10 protein-coding genes are annotated in these 19,374 nt (G+C 62.9%); 9 read left to right on the plus strand and 1 reads right to left on the minus strand.

All coding sequences use genetic code 11. From position 1 onward, the window contains the following. The first annotated feature begins 76 nt into the window (after positions 1-76). The 9 genes from J2Y90_RS20310 (at position 77) to J2Y90_RS20350 (ending at position 6,743) form a co-directional block, all read left to right on the plus strand. The gene (locus J2Y90_RS20310) at positions 77-475 is read left to right on the plus strand and encodes a RidA family protein (RefSeq protein WP_253502364.1); all 399 of its coding nucleotides are present in this window, start codon (positions 77-79) and stop codon (positions 473-475) included. Between the two features lie 157 nt (positions 476-632). Then, the gene (locus J2Y90_RS20315) at positions 633-1,496 is read left to right on the plus strand and encodes a putative selenate ABC transporter substrate-binding protein (RefSeq protein ID WP_253502367.1); all 864 of its coding nucleotides are present in this window, start codon (positions 633-635) and stop codon (positions 1,494-1,496) included. Then, on the plus strand, positions 1,493-2,290 hold the full coding sequence (locus J2Y90_RS20320; protein WP_253502370.1) for a phosphonate ABC transporter ATP-binding protein: 798 nt from the start codon (positions 1,493-1,495) through the stop codon (positions 2,288-2,290). The genes J2Y90_RS20315 and J2Y90_RS20320 overlap by 4 nt, the downstream gene beginning before the upstream one ends. After that, positions 2,284-3,111 carry a PhnE/PtxC family ABC transporter permease gene (locus tag J2Y90_RS20325; protein ID WP_042606825.1) on the plus strand — a complete coding sequence of 276 codons (828 nt, stop codon included), beginning with the start codon at positions 2,284-2,286 and terminating at the stop codon, positions 3,109-3,111. The genes J2Y90_RS20320 and J2Y90_RS20325 overlap by 7 nt, the downstream gene beginning before the upstream one ends. Then, on the plus strand, positions 3,108-3,875 hold the full coding sequence (gene phnE, locus J2Y90_RS20330) for a phosphonate ABC transporter, permease protein PhnE (protein ID WP_065616234.1): 768 nt from the start codon (positions 3,108-3,110) through the stop codon (positions 3,873-3,875). Before J2Y90_RS20325 ends, phnE begins: the two co-directional genes overlap by 4 nt. A 178-nt stretch (positions 3,876-4,053) precedes the next feature. Further along, positions 4,054-5,733, plus strand: a complete 1,680-nt coding sequence (locus J2Y90_RS20335; RefSeq protein ID WP_042606823.1) for an MFS transporter — start codon at positions 4,054-4,056, stop codon at positions 5,731-5,733. Between the two features lie 107 nt (positions 5,734-5,840). After that, on the plus strand, positions 5,841-6,059 hold the full coding sequence (locus tag J2Y90_RS20340) for a hypothetical protein (protein ID WP_042606898.1): 219 nt from the start codon (positions 5,841-5,843) through the stop codon (positions 6,057-6,059). A gap of 230 nt (positions 6,060-6,289) precedes the next feature. Then, positions 6,290-6,484 (plus strand): type II toxin-antitoxin system RelB family antitoxin, encoded by a 195-nt coding sequence (gene relB / locus J2Y90_RS20345; RefSeq protein WP_253502373.1) that lies wholly within the window; start codon positions 6,290-6,292, stop codon positions 6,482-6,484. Between the two features lie 37 nt (positions 6,485-6,521). Beyond that, on the plus strand, positions 6,522-6,743 hold the full coding sequence (locus tag J2Y90_RS20350; protein ID WP_253505261.1) for a type II toxin-antitoxin system RelE/ParE family toxin: 222 nt from the start codon (positions 6,522-6,524) through the stop codon (positions 6,741-6,743). A gap of 58 nt (positions 6,744-6,801) precedes the next feature. Here the strand turns inward: J2Y90_RS20350 and J2Y90_RS20355 are convergent, their stop codons facing one another. Then, positions 6,802-19,275 (minus strand): filamentous haemagglutinin family protein, encoded by a 12,474-nt coding sequence (locus tag J2Y90_RS20355; RefSeq protein WP_253502376.1) that lies wholly within the window; start codon positions 19,273-19,275, stop codon positions 6,802-6,804. Positions 19,276-19,374 lie beyond the last annotated feature (99 nt).

A 19,374-nucleotide genomic window follows, 5' to 3' on the forward strand; every position in this document is an offset into this window, starting at 1 on the left:
ACGCCAAGCTTGCGCGTTTATCCGGCAGCTGCAAATACCTAAAGTCACTCCATCAACCACTGATGGAGTCAGCCCCATGTCCAAGCGCGATGTAGTTTTTCCACCCGCCCGCCACGCCCTGTATGAGCGCCACCGTTATTCGCCGGCGATCCGTTCCAACGGCTTTCTCTTTGTCTCCGGCCAGGTCGGCAGCCGCGAGGACGGTTCGCCCGAGGCGGATCTGCGCGATCAGGTCCGCACGGCGTTCAACAACCTCAACGCAATCCTCGCTGCGGCCGGTTGCAGCTTCGACGACGCAGTGGATGTCACCGTGTTCATGGTCGACCCGCACTCGACGTTCGAAACGATCTGGAGCGTGGTGCCGGAGTTCTGGGGCGAAGCGCCGTTTCCGACGGTGACGGCGGTCGGCGTGACCTGGCTGGCGGGTTTCGATTTTGAGATCAAGGTGATCGCCAGACTGCCCGAAGCGGCTTGACCCGTACAGCACACAAACAGACACAACGCGCCGGCACGGAGGCTGGCCAATCTCCTCGCGAATGCGTATAACCTCGCCGTTTCGTCTACCCTGACGTGGCGCGCCGCTCTGTAGTGGCAGCCCTTCGAATGTTGACGCTTACGAAACGGAGAATTCTATGTTCAAGCGTACCCTCGCCCTCACCGCCGGCCTGGCCCTGTCCTTTTCTGCCCTGATGACGCAAGCCGCTGATGTCCTGCGCGTCAGCGCGATTCCCGACGAAGCGCCGACCGAGCTGCTGCGCAAGTTCGAACCGCTGGGCGCCTATCTTGAGCAGCAGTTGGGCATGAAGGTGCAGTTTGTTCCCGTCGCCGACTACCCGGCGGTGGTTGAAGCCCTGGCCACCGATCGCCTCGACATGGCCTGGCTCGGCGGTTTCACTTTTGTGCAGGCACGTTTGAAGACTGACGCCACCACCCCTGTGATCCCACTGGTGCAGCGCGAACAGGATGCGCAGTTCACCAGCAAATTCATCACCGCCGACCCGAACGTGAAGAGCCTCGCCGACCTCAAGGGCAAGACCTTCGCCTTCGGTTCGGTGTCGTCCACCTCGGGCAGCCTGATGCCGCGTTACTTCATGCTGAAGAACGACGGCATCAAACCTGAGGCCTATTTCAGCCGCGTCGCCTACTCCGGCGCCCATGACGCCACCGTTGCCTGGGTGCAGGCCGGCAAGGTCGATGCCGGTGTGTTGAACGCCAGCGTCTGGCAGAAACTGGTCGACGCCGGCAAGGTTGACACCACCAAGGTCAAGGTCTTCGCCACCACGCCGACCTACTTCGATTACAACTGGACCGTGCGCGGCACCCTTGATCCGAAGCTGGCCGCGAAGATCAAGAAAGCCTTCCTCGACCTCGACCCGGCCAATCCAGAGCAGAAGAAGATTCTTGATCTGCAGGCCGCCAGTCGTTTCATCGAGACCAAGCCCGAGAACTACAAGGGCATCGAGGAAGCCGCCCGCGCCGCCGAACTGCTGAAATGACCCTACGCCTCACCCAGGGCAGCCTGCGCCACGCCAATGGCGTCGATGCCCTTCGCAACATCGACGTGCAGATCGATGCCGGCGAACAGGTCGCGATCATCGGCCCGTCCGGCGCAGGCAAATCGAGCCTGCTCAACCTGCTCGCAACCGCGCTCAAGCCCAGCAGTGGCGACATCCAAGTGCTCGGCGAACGCGCCTGGCACTTGTCGGCGCGCCAGCGTCAGCGCCTGCGTGCGCGCATCGGCCTGGTGCATCAGGCGCCGCCGATTCCGCCACGTCAGCGGGTGATCACGGCGGTGCTGGCCGGCAAACTTGGCCAGTGGAGTCTGGGCAAAAGTCTGTTGAATCTGCTGCATCCGCTGGATGTGGCAGGCGCCCGCGCGGCGTTGGCACGGCTGGATCTGGGCGACAAACTGTTCGCCCACTGCCAGCAATTGTCCGGCGGGCAATTGCAGCGCGTCGGCATTGCGCGGGTGCTGTATCAGGCGCCGGAAATCTTGCTCGCCGACGAACCGGTCTCGGCGATGGACCCGGTGCTCGCCGGTCATACGTTGTCGATCCTCTCGCGCCACGCCCGTGAGCACAACGTCACGCTGGTGGCGAGCCTGCACGCGGTGGATCTGGCGCTGGCGCACTTTCCGCGGATCATCGGTTTGCGCGACGGGCAGATTCTGTTCGATTGCCGTTCTGATGAGGTCAGCCGCGACAAGCTCGATGCGCTGTACGCCAATGAACAATTGCAATCGCCGGCCCCGATGGTCGCGCCTTTGATTGTGCAGATTCCGCGATGCTGAAAGCTGACTCACGGGATCCGGCGGCGTGGCCGCGATTGTTGCTGACGCTGCTGGCGCTGGCCCTGTTGTGGCCGGGCATTCAGCTCAGTGAGCTGGACCTGGGCGTGCTGTTTCAGGCCGATAGCCAGAACGAAATGGGCCGTTTCGTTTCGGCATTCTGGCCACCGGCGCACGATCAAGCGTTCCTGCAATTACTTTTCAAAGCGACCCTGCAAACCCTGGCGATTGCCACGGCCGGCATGGCCTTGGCCCTGCTGCTGGCGGTGCCGGCGAGCCTGATCGCCAGCCGCGCGCTGTCACTCTCGGCGGCGTCACGAGGTGGCGTGCCGAGCCTGCCGGGGCGTTTGTTGCGCTGGCCGGTTCGCGGCTTGCTGATTTTTCTGCGCAGCGTGCCGGAAATCGTCTGGGCGCTGTTGTTCGTCCGTGCCGTCGGCCTTGGCCCGGCGGCGGGCGTGCTGGCCATCGCCATCACCTACAGCGGTATGCTCGGCAAGGTTTACGCCGAGATTTTCGAATCCACCGACCAGCGCCCGGCGCACGCGTTGTTGCAGGCCGGCAGCGGTCGTTTGGCGGCGTTTGCCTACGGCACGCTGCCGAATGTCGCCGCCGAATTGCTCTCGTACACGGTGTATCGCTGGGAGTGCGCGATCCGTGCGTCAGTGGTGATGGGCTTTGTCGGTGCCGGTGGATTGGGACAGCAGATCGACCTGTCGATTCGCATGTTTGCCGGCGGTGAAGTCGCCAGCATGTTGCTGACGTTTCTGCTGCTGGTGCTGTGCGCCGATCAGCTCAGCCGCTTGCTGCGCTGGAGGCTGACATGAGGCGTCTGATCAACCTGCTGCTGATCGTCGCCATCGCGCTCTCGGTAGTCGCATCTTTCGCCTATCTGGAATTGGACCTCGCCGAACTGGGCAGCGCCAACAGCCTCAAGCAAATGGGGAGTTATGTGCAGCGCTTTCTCAGCCCTGACTTAAGCGCCGGCTACCTGAAAGCCATCGCCCACGGCTCACTGGAAACCCTGGCCATGTCCGCGCTGGGCACCTTGCTCGCGGCATTGTTCGGCATCGTCCTCGCGCTGCCCGCTGCAGGGCGTTTCGGCTGGCCGCTGCAAAGTGCGGCGCGTCTGCTGCTCAACGGCTTGCGGGCGATTCCGGAGCTGGTCTGGGCGGCGCTGATGGTGCTTGCCGCCGGCCTCGGGCCGAACGCCGGCACCCTCGCCCTCGCCTTGCACACCACCGGCGTGCTCGGTCGGCTGTTCGCCGAAGCCTTGGAAAACACTCCGCCACAACCCGCCGAGGCGATTCGCTTGCAGGGCGGCAATCCGATTCTGGCGTTCTGCTACGGCACCTTGCCGAACCTCGCCCCGCAACTGCTCGCCTACTGCCTGTATCGCTGGGAAAACAACATCCGCATGGCCAGCGTGCTGGGTTTTGTCGGCGCTGGCGGCCTGGGCCAGATGCTGTATGTCAGCCTGAGCCTGTTCCAGGAAGCGCAGGCCAGCACGGTGATTCTGGCGATGCTGTTGCTGGTGTTTCTGGTCGACTGGCTGAGTGCCTGGAGCCGACAGCGTTGGGTCAAAGCGTAGGCCCAGTGGATATTCGCCAAAAGCTGATTATGCTTCAGGAAACCTTGCAGCCCTGCGAGGCGGTCAGACTGTGCAAGCTTCACGCTAGAGCAACGGCGGCAGATGCCAACGGGCCAGAGTGCGACAGGCAGTAACGGGGGACTCCGGCCTACAACAATAAGCACGACGGAGAACACCCATGGCCACAATCGACACAGCATCCACCGGCACACCGCCCCGCAGCGGCGGCATCACCAGGGAGGAGCGCAAGGTCATCTTCGCTTCCTCGCTGGGCACGGTTTTCGAGTGGTACGACTTTTACCTCTACGGCTCACTGGCGGCGATCATCGCCAAGCACTTCTTCGCCGGTGTCAACGAAACCACTGCATTCATCTTTGCCCTGCTGGCGTTCGCCGCCGGGTTCGCAGTGCGGCCGTTCGGCGCCATCGTCTTCGGGCGACTCGGCGACATGATCGGGCGCAAGCACACATTCCTGATCACCATCGTGATCATGGGGGTGTCGACGGCAATCGTCGGTCTGCTGCCCGGCTATGCGACCATCGGCGTTGCCGCACCGGTCATCCTGATCACCCTGCGTCTGCTGCAAGGTCTGGCGCTGGGCGGGGAATACGGCGGGGCCGCGACCTACGTGGCCGAGCATGCACCACGCAACCGGCGCGGCTTTTTCACGTCGTGGATTCAAACCACCGCCACCCTCGGTCTGTTCATGTCGCTGCTGGTGATTCTCGCCTGCCGCACGGCGCTGGGCACCGAAGCGTTCGAGGCGTGGGGCTGGCGGATTCCGTTTCTGCTGTCGATCATTCTGCTGGCCGTGTCGGTGTACATCCGCCTGCAACTGAGCGAGTCACCGGTGTTCCAGAAAATGAAGGACGAAGGCAAGGCCTCGAAGGCGCCGCTGACCGAATCCTTTGCGCGTTGGGACAACCTCAAAGTGGTGATCATGTCGCTGCTTGGCGGTACCGCCGGGCAAGCGGTGGTCTGGTACACCGGGCAGTTCTATGCGCTGTTCTTCCTGTTGCAAACCCTGAAGATCGACGCGCAGACCGCCAACCTGCTGATCGCCGGTTCGCTGTTGATCGGCACACCGTTCTTCGTGATCTTCGGCAGCCTGTCCGATCGCATCGGGCGCAAGCCGATCATCATGGCCGGATGCCTACTGGCGGCACTGACGTACTTTCCGATCTTTCATGCGCTGACCCAGTACGGCAACCCGGACGTGTTCGTCGCCCAGGAAAAAAATCCGGTCAAAGTCATCGCCAACCCTGATCAGTGTTCGTTCCAGTTCGATCCGGTCGGCAAGGCCAAATTCACCAGTTCCTGCGACCTGGCGAAAACCCTGCTGGCGAAACGCGCGATCCCGTACGAGAACGTCGCCGCCGAACCGAACACCGTCGCGCAGGTGCGCATCGGTGACCGCGTCGTCGAGAGCTTCGAAGGCAGCGCCCTCCCCGCCGCCGACTTCAAGACCCGCAACGACGCCTTCACCGCCAACCTCGCCGCGGCGCTGAAAGACGCCGGTTACCCGGAAAAAGCCGACCCGGCGAAAATCAACTACCCGATGATGCTGCTCCTGCTGACCGTGCTGGTGATCTACGTGACCATGGTGTATGGCCCGATCGCCGCGTGGCTGGTCGAACTGTTCCCGACGCGCATCCGCTACACCTCGATGTCTCTGCCCTATCACATCGGCAACGGCTGGTTCGGTGGCTTCCTGCCGACCGTGGCCTTCGCCATGGTCGCGGCCACCGGCGATATCTACTACGGGCTGTGGTACCCGATCGTCATTGCAGTGGCGACGGCGATACTCGGCACCTTCTTCCTCCCGGAAACCAAGGACCGCGACATTCTCAAGGACTGAAATCGCCGCTGGGCCCTCTCCTGCGGGAGAGGGCCTTGGCGCTGAAAAATTTCGAACGTCTGTCGCCGCGCTGTCTCCAATGTGTACACCAACAGGAGGCCAGCGCCATGAACCCCAACGACGACAAAACCCCCAACGCCCCGCCCACCGATGCCAGCGGCAAACCGGTGAACGTGGTCGAGCGGGACCTGCAGGACCGCGACGGCAAAACCGAAGGCGTGGACAAGGTCATCACGCCCTCTTCCACTCGGGTCAAAGAGCAGGAAGCGGAAGAGCTGCAGCGCAAAGTCGATGAGATCGAGCGCAAGGTCGCGGACGGCAACTGAGTGCGGCGTGGCTGTGGCCGCTGCTTTGAGCGGCGGCTCTCAGTCCGATGACCAAAAGCTGATTTCCTACAGAATCGAACTACACCCCTGATCGACTTCACGTGCATCACAAGCGAAGCGTCTGACAGATTTGCATCGTCTGTTTGGAGATGATGAGTCCCTCGTCCCGCCAGTGACGACAACGAGCCCACATCCCCTTAGACTGCTTCACATTGATCATGGAGGTCATTATGAGCGCTGAACTTTCACTTATCGTTTCAGACTTCGAAACTGAAGAAGAGGCTGCGAGCTATGACCTTTGGTATCGCGCCAAGGTACAAGCCGCACTTGATGATCCACGCCCGCCTATCCCCCACGATGAGGCAATGGTGCTGCTAGGTCAGATGCTGGAAGAGAGACGCAAGAATCGACGCGCTGCCGGTTAGCTGGAGTAAACCGGCTCTTGGAGATCTGGCTGACATCATCGAATACGTTGAACAACGCAACACTGTCGCTTCAGTTGCACTGCACCAAAAACTCAGCGCGGCAGCGCGAAGGCTTTCCGGGATACCGCATGGTTTCCGCTCCGGCCGAATACCGGGCACTCGCGAAATGGTCATTAACTCGAATTATTTACTGGTCTATCGGGTGACAGACCACATCAAAATTCTGACCGTGTTGCACGCCCGTAAAAAATATCCATAACCACTCATAAAAAAAAGGCGGCCAACCGGCCGCCCAAACGTACTGCACGAGAGTCCTTTTACAACGTCAACTGACCACGCTCCTCCTCGGTCAGCTGCTGTTTCGCCTGTTCATCCAGCGCCCCGGCACCGAGCACCTGCACCGGGCTGTCCGGGTTATAACCCGTCGCCGGGGCGCGATTGGCACCATCACGCGACGGTGCCAGTTGCTCGTTGCCGAAGCTGAGCACCTGCACGGTGAACACCGAGGCCTGGTTCTGCCGCGCCGCTGCCTGTTGCTGACGAGCGACATCTTCCGCCGCTTGGGTGGCGGATGAAGCCGCTGAACTGGCCGAGGTGATTGCGCCGGTGTTGACCGCCGACACCACGGGCACGCCGGTCGCCTTGCCCTGCACGGAAATGTTTGCGGCGTTGACCACCGTCAGCGCGGCGATGTTGACGTTGCCCGACACGCGAATCCCCGCCTCGCCGGCATCGATGGTGCCCAGTGGCGCGATCAGGTCGATGTTGCCCGGTGCCACTTCGGCGATCGGGTTGAGCGTGGCGATACCGGCCCCGGTACTCGGTACCGACGGCGACAGCGTGACGTTGCCCCAGGTGTCGTACACACGCTTCGGCGGTGTGTAGACCACGGTGGTTTTCGAGCCGCGACCGGCGTTGATATCGCCCTCGGCGGACCAGCCGAGAATCGAGCCGCCGAAGGTGGTCATGATCCGGCTCTGGCCGAGCAAAATGCTGCCCTGCGAGTACAACTGAATGTCGCCTGAGCCTTGGGTGATGATCCCCGCCGTGGACGGCGGCGCCGCGCCTTCGATGCCGAACACCTGAGCGCCACCAGGCGTGAGCATCTGAATGTCGCCGCCAAACAATGTCTTGACCCCGGCGCCGCCGTACATCGTTATATCGCCGTCGTAGCGAATCGGATTGCCGGCGACATCGGTGGTCGGGAACAGCGCTGCAATGGCATTGCGACCGCGCAGGTAACTGCCGGTACGCGGGCCATCGGCATCTGTATATTCCAGGCCGCCGGCGCGCAGTTCGGCGAAATACACCTGGCGGGCGAAGATCGCTTGCTCGGCGCTCGACAGCGTAGCGTAGAAGGCTTGCGCCTGTTCCTGGTTGCCACTGAAGCCGTAACCGAGGGTCAGCCAGTTCTGCAATTCATCGACGTAGGTCTTGATCACTTTGCCCGGTTGCGCGCTGAGAGCCAGCGTCGAGTCGGCCACGTTCTGCGGGTTCAGGTAACGGGCAATGAAGCGCGAGTAATCCGGCCCCTGCGCGCCCACGCCCGCCTGCATCACGATACTCGCCCCTGGACGATGATCCCCCGCCACCACAGGCCCGATACTGGTGATGCTGCTGCGGTCTTCCATCAGCAGGTGACGCCCGGCGCTGACGTCCAGAACACCCGGGCCGGCAATGTCGAAGCTGCTGTACAGAATGTCGCGCCCAGCCGAAACCCGCGATACATCGTTTGGCCGGTTGTGCATGAACAGGTTACCCGTGGACTGAATTTCTTCGTTGCTGTAGCTCACCTCATTCGGTGCGACGGTGGGCTGGCCCAGATTGGTGCCGGAAGCGACGATGTCCCGACCGGCAAGCATCCACACCGGGCCGGCCGCTTCGTACCAGGTACGCTGCGGTACGCCAGCCTGCATGAATGTCAGGGTTTCGCCACTGCGGACTCCGACCAGATCGCCGGACAACGCATAAAACCGCGCTGGGCCTCGCACGCTACTCAAACCGGAATAGCTATTGGCACCAAAAGCGAACAACGGGTAACGCGAATTGCGTTGCGCCGCCACGCCATCGACACTGTTATTGGTCATGACCGGCTTGCTGGCGATGTCGCTGGCAAACCCATTGAAGGACGGCGCAAACGCTGAGGAAATCGCCGCAGGGCTTGCACCCGACTGAGTGATCGCATATCCGCCGGCGTAAATGGAATCCCCGGCCAGCAGTTCCAGCTGTCCTGCCGAAGACGGCGCCAACAACAAGGAGTAGCCCACCGCCGGCGGCAGATTGCCGGTGCCATAAGCGGCCGAGGCCCCCGCGTAAATCGAGCCTTGGGCCGCCACGGCCCGCAGCACAGATGGGTAAACAAAGCGACCATCGGTGGGCGATGTGTTGTAAGTGGAGGACAACAGATTCTCGACTTCGGCGACTTGTGTACTCGGCGTGAGGTTACCCCCCGCCGCAAACAGGTCGATCGCAGTGTGATCGGTCCACAGCGAGAAACTGCTCAAGCCGCCTCCCGCATGGGCCACTCCGCTGGCATCGGTAAAAGCCGTGGAGTTCTGCAAGCGCACACGTCCCGGGTCTGCCGCGCCCCCCAATACGAGGTCGCCACGTGTGCTCAAACGCATCGCCGAATCGCCCGGAATCAGCACCAGACCGCCGCTGGCACTGCTCAACGTCGACTTGAAGGGGTCGAAGGCGCGGACTTCGCGTGAATCCTGATCCTGCGCAAACGCGCCGTAGTGCAGATTCACGCCCCCCACGGCGCTGGCGCTGATTTGCGCGGCGCCGCGCAGGTTGATGACGGCACCTTGCAAATCGTGGCGCGGCATCTCCGTTCCGGATTCCCGCGCACGAGCTTGCAGCGATGGATTGAGCGAACCTCCCAGGCGTAAATCGATATCACCGCCCCCGGTCAATTGCAGGCTGCCGTCGCGGCCCACCCGGCCGGTGCTGCCCACGGCCACGATCAGGCCTTGACCACGCGGGTACAGATTGATGCGGCCATCACCGACCGGCTCGAGCATGCCGCCGTCTGCGCCGGCATGCAGGCTGATGTTACCGCCGCCCAGCGTGCCGAATCCGGTGAAGCCCACCAGATATGGCGCCGTACTGCGGCCTGGATCCGTCAACGGTTGACTCGCGTAGCTGCCGAAATTGATCCACCAGGAGGTCGGTATTTCATCGTTCCCCGTGCCTTGACGCCACAGCCAGTTGCCCACAGCGACACTCGGAACCTGTTCGCGCGTGTCCACCTGCGTACCGACGCTACGCCGTCCCAGGACATCCCCGGAAACCGAGCCACCGGCGCCGATCACGAGGTTGCCGCCCAACTGCGGATACCACGCCTGGTACAGACTGTCACTGCCGCCATCGACCCATTTCTCGTTGACGCTGCCAGCGCTGCCGAGCACCGAACCGTCGTCTGACAGGCGCCCGCGTTTCTGGTTGAAACGCTCGTCGATATCACTGGACTGTGTACCGGCGGTGTAGACGCCGTAAGGCGATTCCATGCTCAGGTTGCCCGCCGCCAATACGTCCAGATCACCAGTGCCGGTGCGCAGCACGCTGAACATCTGCGTATGCGTCGACACCGTGGTGCCGCCGACATTGGGCAGGCACGAATTGGGGTCGATATCGCACCAGAACAAATCACCCTCGGAAACCGGGGTGCCGGTCGGCATGCCCAACATGTTGCCATCCGCCCAGAGGAACTTGGCGGGCGCGACACAGACACCAGGAATGTAATCGCACCAGAACATTTCATCTTCCTTGACCACCTCCCCGGCCGGGAACCCCAACGGGTTGTCCACCGCCCAGGTGGTGTCGAGAACTTTCGTGGTGACGAGCATGCCGTAATGCGTATCCGCCAGACGCAAATGACCTTCGCTGGTCAGCGGTTTGACGATACGAGTGTCGGCAGCGTCGAGGTCTGCCCCGGCGACCACGCGCATTGACCACGATGTGCTGCCCGACGGCAGCATGCTCGCCAGGGCCCAGTTGCGTCCCTGTTGCGTGCCGTTCAACGGACGCAAATCGATGTAGGCCGTGCCGTCAGCCAGCACAACGTTGGTCATCGACGGAATCAGCGAGCCGCGCAACAACGCCAATTCGGCGCTTAATTTCACCCCGACGATCTGGTTATCGGCAAACGTGCCCGGCAACGGCACGCCCTTGGGCCACAGCATCGCCTGCATGTCTGTGGCGGCGTCCAACCGGGTTCCGGCCCCCAGACGGCTGCCGGCCGGCAGGGTCACGTTGTCATTGAGCACGGTGCCGGCGGCGTATAGCAGGTTGCCAGCGGCGTCATGCACCGCCCCCGCCAACACCGTGCCGGCCGTCATGGTGTAAGGTCCGGCGAGGATGCCCTGGGTTGGCAGCAGCGTGCCGCTGGCCAGCGTCGCGCCCTGTATCGGCAAGTCGTAATTGAGAGTCGTGCCGACCGGAAACAAAGTGCCTGCTGCCAGCGTCACCCCAGCGCCGGGAACGATCAAGTCGCCACCGAAGGGCTGGATACCCGGCACCAGTTTCCACCCGGCGTCGTCAGCGGTTTCCGGTGGCGGTGCGAAGCCGTCGTTGATGCTGCCGTAGATATCGAGATTGCCACCCGCGCGAATGAGCAGACTGCCGGATTCTCCCGAGCCATAAACGGAGGTTTTTGGCGTGTGTGGATTGAGGCTGGCATAGCGGTAACCGGACAAATCCAGATCGCCCTGCACCACCAGATCGCCATCGGCGGTGTTGCTGGCGATCTCTACGCCAGGGCGCACATGGAAAGCATCGGTGTAGGTGGCATTGTTCAGCCCGGCGAGTTTGCCCTCAAGCAATTGGCTGTTGCCCAGCGCAGCATCGATGAACGCAGTGCTGTCGGCATGGATACGGTCCAGATAAGCCTGATCGATCAGCTGATACGGGCGTCCGCTGACTGCCGCATCGGTGCCGTCGGCAGCATCGGTATAGCGCCGCATGGCATTCAGGCCGATGGAACGCGCGCCTTGAATATTCAGCACGCCACTGGCATCGATGGCAATGTCACCTGCGCCGATACGCGGTGCATTAAGCTCCAGCGTTCCGCGCGGCAAACCATCGTTCTGACCGGCCGCGCTGCCCAACGGAGCGTCGGTGCCATGGCGCAAATCGATTCGTGCGTCAGCGGCCAGCGTTAGCAGGCCATCCCCGGAATCGAGTTCGACCATGGCGCGGTTGGGGGCATCAATGATCTTGCCGTAGCTGTCGACGCGCAGCACCCGACCGTGGGCGTCGAGCACGGCATTGCCGGTCAGGGTCAGACCGTTATTGGCGGAAAGACGAATGCTGCCGACCCGTTCGCCACTGGCGTCGATCAGGCCGTTCACGCGCAGACTGCCGTTGTCCACCGAGACGCTGACCTCACCGGCCTTGAGCCCGTCGCCAATCAGCAGATCGCCCTGCTTGAGCTGGAAGCTGCGGCTGCCGAACACCTGACCGCGATTCAGACGCTGGTTCAGCGCGGTAAACGCTTCGTTCAGATCGGCGCCCAAATGCTGCGCACGGATGTCCACGCCGCCGGCCTTGTACGGCACGAGCGTGCCACCGGCATCGTAATAACCACTGCTGGCGCCAAGGATCTCACCCAGCAGATCGACCGTTCCCGCGTCCGCTGCCAGTGCGACGGCACTGAGATGACCAGCCTGATTGTTCTGCGCCGAGAGGTCGATACGCGACCCGCTGGCCTGGCGGATATTGCCGCGATCGCTGTACAGCGCAACGTCGCCGCCCCAGCTGTACTTTGTGACGTCGTTGAACGGCAGCGCGCGTCCGGCCATGTCCAGTTGCGCAGCACCGGTCAGGGTCAGATCGTTCTCGGACCTGACCACCAGCTTGCCGCTGGCCAGCGCAATGCGACCGTCGAGCAGCACATTGCGCCCTTGCAGAGTCAACTCGGCTCCCAGAGCGTCAGCCACCGCTGCGTTGGCCACGCCCCGCACAGTCAGGTTATCGCCGGCCTTGAGCAGGTTGACCGAGGCCGCCTCCCCCGTAAGCAACGGCGTGACCAGACTGAGGTTGCCGCCGCTGTAGGCATAACCGGTCAGCGGATCGTAAGCCCCCTGCGTCTGGTACACCGCGAGGCTACCCTTGTGATTGGCCGTGATGCGCTCGCTGGCAGTCAGATTGACGTTGGCAAAGCCCAGCGCCAGACGATTGTTCTGATCCAGGCCGTTGGGCTGCGGGTTCGGGCCGTAGCCGAGTTCGATACGTCGCGCCTGGATATCCAGCGTGCCGCTCCCGGTTCCCGCACCGTTGCTGGCCACCGCACCCGGCGCCTGAGTCGCGCCGTTCCAGATCAGGTTGGCTGTGCGAAGGGTGGCCACATCGCTGGCCTGGCCCATGCCGTAAATGGCGGGGGTGGCAAGGACCAGATTCTGCAAGCGACTGACCCCGGTCTGTGGATCGAGCGTATCGAGGCTGACGTTACCGTAGAAATTGAACGCGTCACGCGCGGTCAGGCTCAGCGTTTCCAGAGCAGGCGCACCGAATTGCGTGTCGCCGCGCAGCAGACGATCCAGCACGTTCTGGTTCAGGGTCAGACCACTGGGCACCCGGCCCGCTTTCGCGAACGCATCCGAGCTGCCGGCGTTGACCGCACCGACCGCCAGCGCGAGGTGACGGGTTCCGAAACGAACGGCCTCGTTGAGTTCGAAGCGGTTATCGGTGGCGGCGCTGATACTGCCATTGGAATACAGCAGCGACGGCTGGCTGCACGGCTGCACTGCGCAAGTGCCGATGCGGATACTGCCGGCCCCTTCAATACTGTTCCCGGCCGTCGGCGCGAGGACATTGGTCCAGCCGTTGGACACGACCAGCAGGCTGGCGGCGCCCGGTTGATAAATGAAACCGTCGTTCGAATCGTAAGGTGCTTTGCCAAGACCGAGAGTGTTGATCCCCGCCCCCGCTTCGACGGTAATGCCGCCGCTGGTGGTGGTTGTGCGTAGCAGCACCTCGGGCGCAGACAACACCGCGCCATTACGCAAAGCGATGTCGGACGCATTACCGTCAAACCGTATGAAGTTACCCGCCGTGCCGTACTCAACTGTCGGCGTCGCGCCGAGGCTCAGGCGACCGGCACCGAGACGATTGAGGCTGTCGGCGTACACCGAAACGCCGCCAAAGCCTGGCGTGTGCGACTGTCCCGGACCGAGCACTTCCAGCTGCGTGGCCGACACCGCAGCCGTGCCGGCAACGCCGCCTGCACCGGGAGCAAACATGGCATTGCCGTGGAAATTCATGCCGATGTCGTATTGATCGTCGGCAGTCAGTTTGAATATCAGCGACTTCGCATCCATCGGCGCCAAAGCCCGTGGCACACCCCGCCGGGCTGCATCGCTCTGGACAAACTGGGTGAAGCTGGTTTCGTTGTACTGCGAATAGCGGCGCAGAACATCGGCCGAAGTCAGGATCACCTGGCTCGGCAGACTGTCGCGTAAAGCGCTGTTGGCAATCGACATCACACCGGCACTGGACCAGGAACCATTGCGCATTTTCAGCGCACCGGTGGTCATGCCCGGAGTTGCCTGGCCATTGACCTCGACCCGGAACGCGCCGGGCAGCAAGGCAAAAGTTGAAGGCAGCAAGGTGTAGGTTCCGGCGGCCAGGCCAGGTACACCGGCGCCGATGGTGATTTGCTGGCCAAGACGCGGATCGCTCGCACCCGCCTCGGCAAGCGCCGGAGCAAAAGTACTTTGGTTGCCCGGGACGATGGCGTACACCGGGTTACTGCCAAGCCCCGGAAAGCTGAACGTGCCATCGGCAGCGTTGCGCACCAGCGGATTGAAGCGGGCGTCGGTGGAACCGCCGCGCCCGGAAACGAAACCTGCGCCGCGCAGATCACCGCCGCCCGACAAATCAATCACCGCCTCGCTTTGTACATCGACGTACTGCCCGGTGAGGATCACGCCGTCCAGCGCTCCGGCGATCCCGTGCAACGCCACGGATTTGCCGTTGTAGCGATAGTCGATGCCATCGGTGGTGCCGCCGTAGGGCATGACCAGACCCGCGCCGCTGACCGAGGTGACACTGCCTGGCAAGAGGTGCAGCTCGCGGGTTTTACCCAGTGAGCTCTCTCCCAACTGGATCAACCCCAACGGGGCGCGAATGACGCCGCCCTGCTCGATATTCCCGGCCACCAGCAACAGGCTGCCAAACGCGGAATACGGCAAGGCCCGCGGCGCTTCGCCATGGCCGCTGATGCGCAATGTGCGGGCATCCTCCGCGATCGGGATCGGGCCCTGATAACCGACACGGACATCGGCCGACACCCCGGTGGCGGGATAAATCTGCGCCGCGCGCAAGTTGAGGTCGCCGGCTGTCCACAAGCGCGAGCTGCGTTCGTTGTCGTTCGGTGCGAGAAACCGCATGTCGCCACGACTGTCGAGAGTGACCTGATCGAAACCTCGACGGACAACGGCAAGGGCCGGCGCACCGAGCTGCGCAATCGTGCCTTCGGCGCCGAACGACAAGGTGTTGCTCAGATCGAGCAAATCAGCGGTGGCGGTAAATCGAGCGTTCGATACCTGTGTGGTCGGGGTGGCCAGCACCCGTGGACGCATGCTGATATCCGACGACAAGTAAAAACCCAGCCCCGACAAGCGCATGTTCGGCGCGGCGAGATTGACCCGCGCCGTATCGCTGGCAGCCTGTGCCAGCGAGATCGAGCCGGTGTACAGATTCAAGCTTTGATTCATGCGCAGATCGACGTCGCCGGCGAAGGTGAGCAAGCCGTTACTCAACAGGCTCAGGTGATCGAAACCACCCGACATCAAACGCTCCGCGCTCAAGCGAGTCTGACCGTAACGCAACTGCGTCGCGCCTTCGCCGGCCTGCAGATTCGCCGGCAGCAGCGAGCCATCCGAGCCTTGGCTGATGATCATTTCACGCGGCGCACGCACTTCGTTATTCGCCAGATTCATCTGGTAGAGCGGCGCGTCCTGGACAATCTCCAGACGCCCGCCCGAGGCTCCGATGCCGCCCGCAGCAGCCTTCAACTGGCCGTCGAGAAACACGCCGTTGTATGAACTCAAGGCAATGCGCCCGCCATCGCTGGCGACGTCGGTCATTCCCAGCCCGGCGATGTCCAGGACTGCGTGCGTGCCGGAGGCGTCCAGTCGCGCACCGTCGCGCACGATCACGTACGCGTCGGCTGATGTCGCGGTGAGTTTCTTCGAATCGATTTCGCCACCGAGAATAATGCTGCCGCCCTTGCCGACCTGGCCATACACCCGACCCAACGCATCCACGGCGGTATAAGCGCGACCGGCAACATCCAGCACCGCGTCTTCGCCGATCCAGATCGAACGGTTATGGGCCTGCGGGTCGGCGTTCTGCAGCCGGGTCGCCACGTCCAGCGAGCCGAACTGTTGCTGACGAATATCGAGGGTGCCGCCCCAGGCGTTCAATTGCCCGTTGACCGTAATCTGTCCGGCACCGCGCAGATTGATGCGCTGCCCCGGGTCGACGCTGATACGTGCACCGTGGCCGATCGACAGCGGACTGTTCGCCGGGTCAAGCAGCGCGAGATCACTGGAACCGGCCTGGAGCGTCAGACTGGCGCCGCCACGCTGAGTCAGAATGCCTTTGGCGGGGTTCTCCTGAAACAGTGCGGGGGTCCACAATTCGAGCGCTGTGCGCGGATCGACGCCGCTGGGTTGGTGCGGCGCTGCATCGCCGAACCGATAAACCGGCATCACCACATCGACCTGAGCGCCTTCAGCGACTTCCAGACCGTTCAGGCCGGTGACGCTGTAACTGGCAAAACCTGTGCTGAACAGACTCGGGGCCAGATGCAGCGTGTTGTCGGCGAGTGCCCCGCCGGATCCACCGATCACAACCTTGCCGGACTGAATCGTCAGGCTGCCGCCCCCGGTCACACCGTAGCCACGCACGCCACCATCAAGGATCACCTGTGACGGCGTCGCGCCAGTCAGCGGCGTCGACTCAACGGTCACGTCGCCACCCTTGCCACCGCGCGTCTTGCCATTGGCCAACAGCGCCGCGCCGGACGATACGTCAAGCAGACTGCCGCTGCCCAGGCTGACCTTGCCGGTACTGCGCAACGACACCACACCGCCATTGAGATAGGCCAGACTGTTGACGTCGTCCGGGTCGGTGCCCAGATTGCTCCACAGACCGCGCGCATCGAGTTGCACATCCCTGGCCACCGTGACCCCGACAGGCGCCCCGGCTGGCGTCGTCAATCCGGGGTTACCCGTCAAGACATCACCCAGATTCAGGCTGCCGCCGCGCGCCGTCAGGTTCGCATTGACCTGCACTTGCGGCCCGAACAAGGTGATGTCGCCACCAGAATCAACGGTGAGTGCCTGATCGATGACAATGGATTTCGCGGCGGCGACCTTCAACGCGCCGAGGTGAAAGCCGTTGAGCAGATCGCTGTCGAGAAACAGTTTACCGACCCGTTCCTGGGCCACGGCATCCGCCAAGCCGGGCGTTGTGAGCGCCGCCGCAGGGTTTGCGCCGATCTGCACTTGATTCAATAGCGCATCGAGCTGGTATTGCAGGCCACCAGCAGTCGCCGACCAGGCCGGATCGTATTGCCCGACGATCAACTGGGCCCGGCGAGCCCGCGCGGTCTGACTCTGCTCATAGCCATCAAGCACCGCGCGAGGGGCCTGGGTCTGGCGGTCGCCCTGGTACACGTCGCCGAGAATCTGCCCATCGACCATCGCGTTGCGGGTGCCTATCACCAATTGACCAGCGTCGCGGCCGACGGTGTAGCCCGACTCCTGGCGCGACGTCGGTGCAATCAGCGGGTTATGGTAAAACTGCGTCTGGCCCCAACGCTCGCTGCTGTCTTCATAACCTTTATACAACCCGGTATAGAGCAGATCCCCCGGCGCCCGCGAGACTTCGTACAAACGTCCGTCGGCCCCTCGCAACCAGCTCTGACGAATCTCGCCGCTCTGCACGTCAAGGGTGCCACCCGACAAATTGATCAGCGAACCTTTCTCGGTAACCACGTCGTTACCGGAAAAATTCACGCTGCCGCCCTGGGCCATCCATTCGCCGATGGTGTGGCCCTGAGTGCCCAGATAACCACCGACTTCGAGCAGACCGCCGGCGGTGTACCAACGGTCGGTGGCGTAGCCGTTGGTGCCGGCCGGCACGTACACCAGTTCGCGGACATCAACCCAGATATCGTTACTGTTGAGTGCGCCGCCTTCGCGATTGACCGGTGCATCGCGTTGCTCGTTGCCCTGCACGTTGATCTTGATGTTGTTGGCTTCCATCGCCACTTTCACCCCGACAGCGCCGGCCACATCAATCAACGCGCCATCGCGCACCAGGCTGCGACGCCCCGCCGCTACCGCGACCTGGCCACCGGTGGCGAGGGTGATCGAACCGTTCTGAAATTCGACGCTGCCGCCACTGCCGATGTCGATGCGCGACTGATCACCACGGATACGGTTGTTGGCACTGACCGCCTGTAGCGATGCGTCACGCTGACTGTCGAGCGCGGTGAGGTCGCTGCTGTCGAGCATGATCGCGGTAACGCTGCCCTGAGCGAGCGTGACGCTGCCGGCGCTGTCGCTCGCCGGGTTGAGCAAGTGCACAGTGCCGCGCGTGGCCACCGAGGTGCTCGCCAGCAATACACCGTTTTGCAGTACTTCATGGCCGGTCAGGGTGATGTCGCCAGTGGCGGCCTGAATCAAGCCATTGTTGCTGACCTTGCCGGCCACGGCGCCGGCCTTGAAGCCCGGTGTCACTTCGTTGCCGAAGGTCGTGGACGCGGCGTTGCCATCGGTACCTGAGCCCTTGCGGATGTAAAAGCGCTCGCCTGCACCGAGTAGCGTCTGGCCTTTGGGGGTGCTGATGTTGCCATCGTTCTGCACCTCGTTGCCCAACAGCAAGGCGTAACCACCCGCGTCCGTCGACGCTTTCGGTGAATGGGTCTGGATCCTCGCGCCACGTTCCACCAGCACCTTGCCGGCCGCGTCAGTGAAGGTCGGCTGGGTGGCGTTGCTGTCGAAATACAGGCCCCGGTCGCGGAACTGGATATCGGTGATGTTGGCCGCGGCGGCCACCAGATTGCGCACGTTGACCTGGCTGCTGCCACTGAACACGATGCCGTTGCGGTTGATCAGCATCACCGTGCCGTCGCCCTTGATCTGTCCCTGGATCTGACTGGCGCGCGCGTTCGGATCATTGACCCGGTTGAGGACCGCCCAGTTGGACTGCTGAGCGAATTCGACCGTGGTGTTGCGGCCGACGTTAAAGGTTTCCCAGTTGAGAATTGCCTTGTCGGCGGTCTGCTCGATTTGCACCGTGGTCTTGCCGTCAGCCTGAGTCTGCTGCGGCCCCTTGGCGTTCAGCCAACCCTGGGTGAGGCTGTTGTCGACCTTCAAGCCACCCTCGCCCAGCCCGTCCGGCACGTTTTGCACACTGCCCAACGCCACTGCACGCCCGGCCGCCTGAGCCGCCTGTTGCGCGGCAATCGCCGCCACGGTGTTGTTGAGCGTCTGCAATGAACGCTGCAATTGCTGATTGGCTTTTTGCTGCTGCGCCAGCGGCGGCGTCATACCCGGCAGCCCTCCCATACTCGGTCGAGCGGCTGTCGCTTGTTGCGCAGCGCCCTTGGCGGCAAACCAGCTGGAACTGAACGCCGTTTGCGCCTGCGCACTGCCCGCCACCAGACACAACGCCACCGCGTGCGCCAGCGGCTTGAGCAGCCACAAGGCCGGGTCGGCGGCCTCACGCTTGAGAATCCGGGCACGGGTACTGCGACGGGACGGGCGAGCGAGCATCACTACGAGATCCTTTTTGATTGCCACACAAAGCTGCAGGCCGGCAAAACCCTGCTGTCACGACATAGGCAGTTGGCAGCAGGCGCGACCGAACGGATG

Source organism: Pseudomonas koreensis (genome assembly GCF_024169245.1).
Taxonomy (GTDB): Bacteria; Pseudomonadota; Gammaproteobacteria; order Pseudomonadales; family Pseudomonadaceae; genus Aquipseudomonas; species Aquipseudomonas koreensis_F.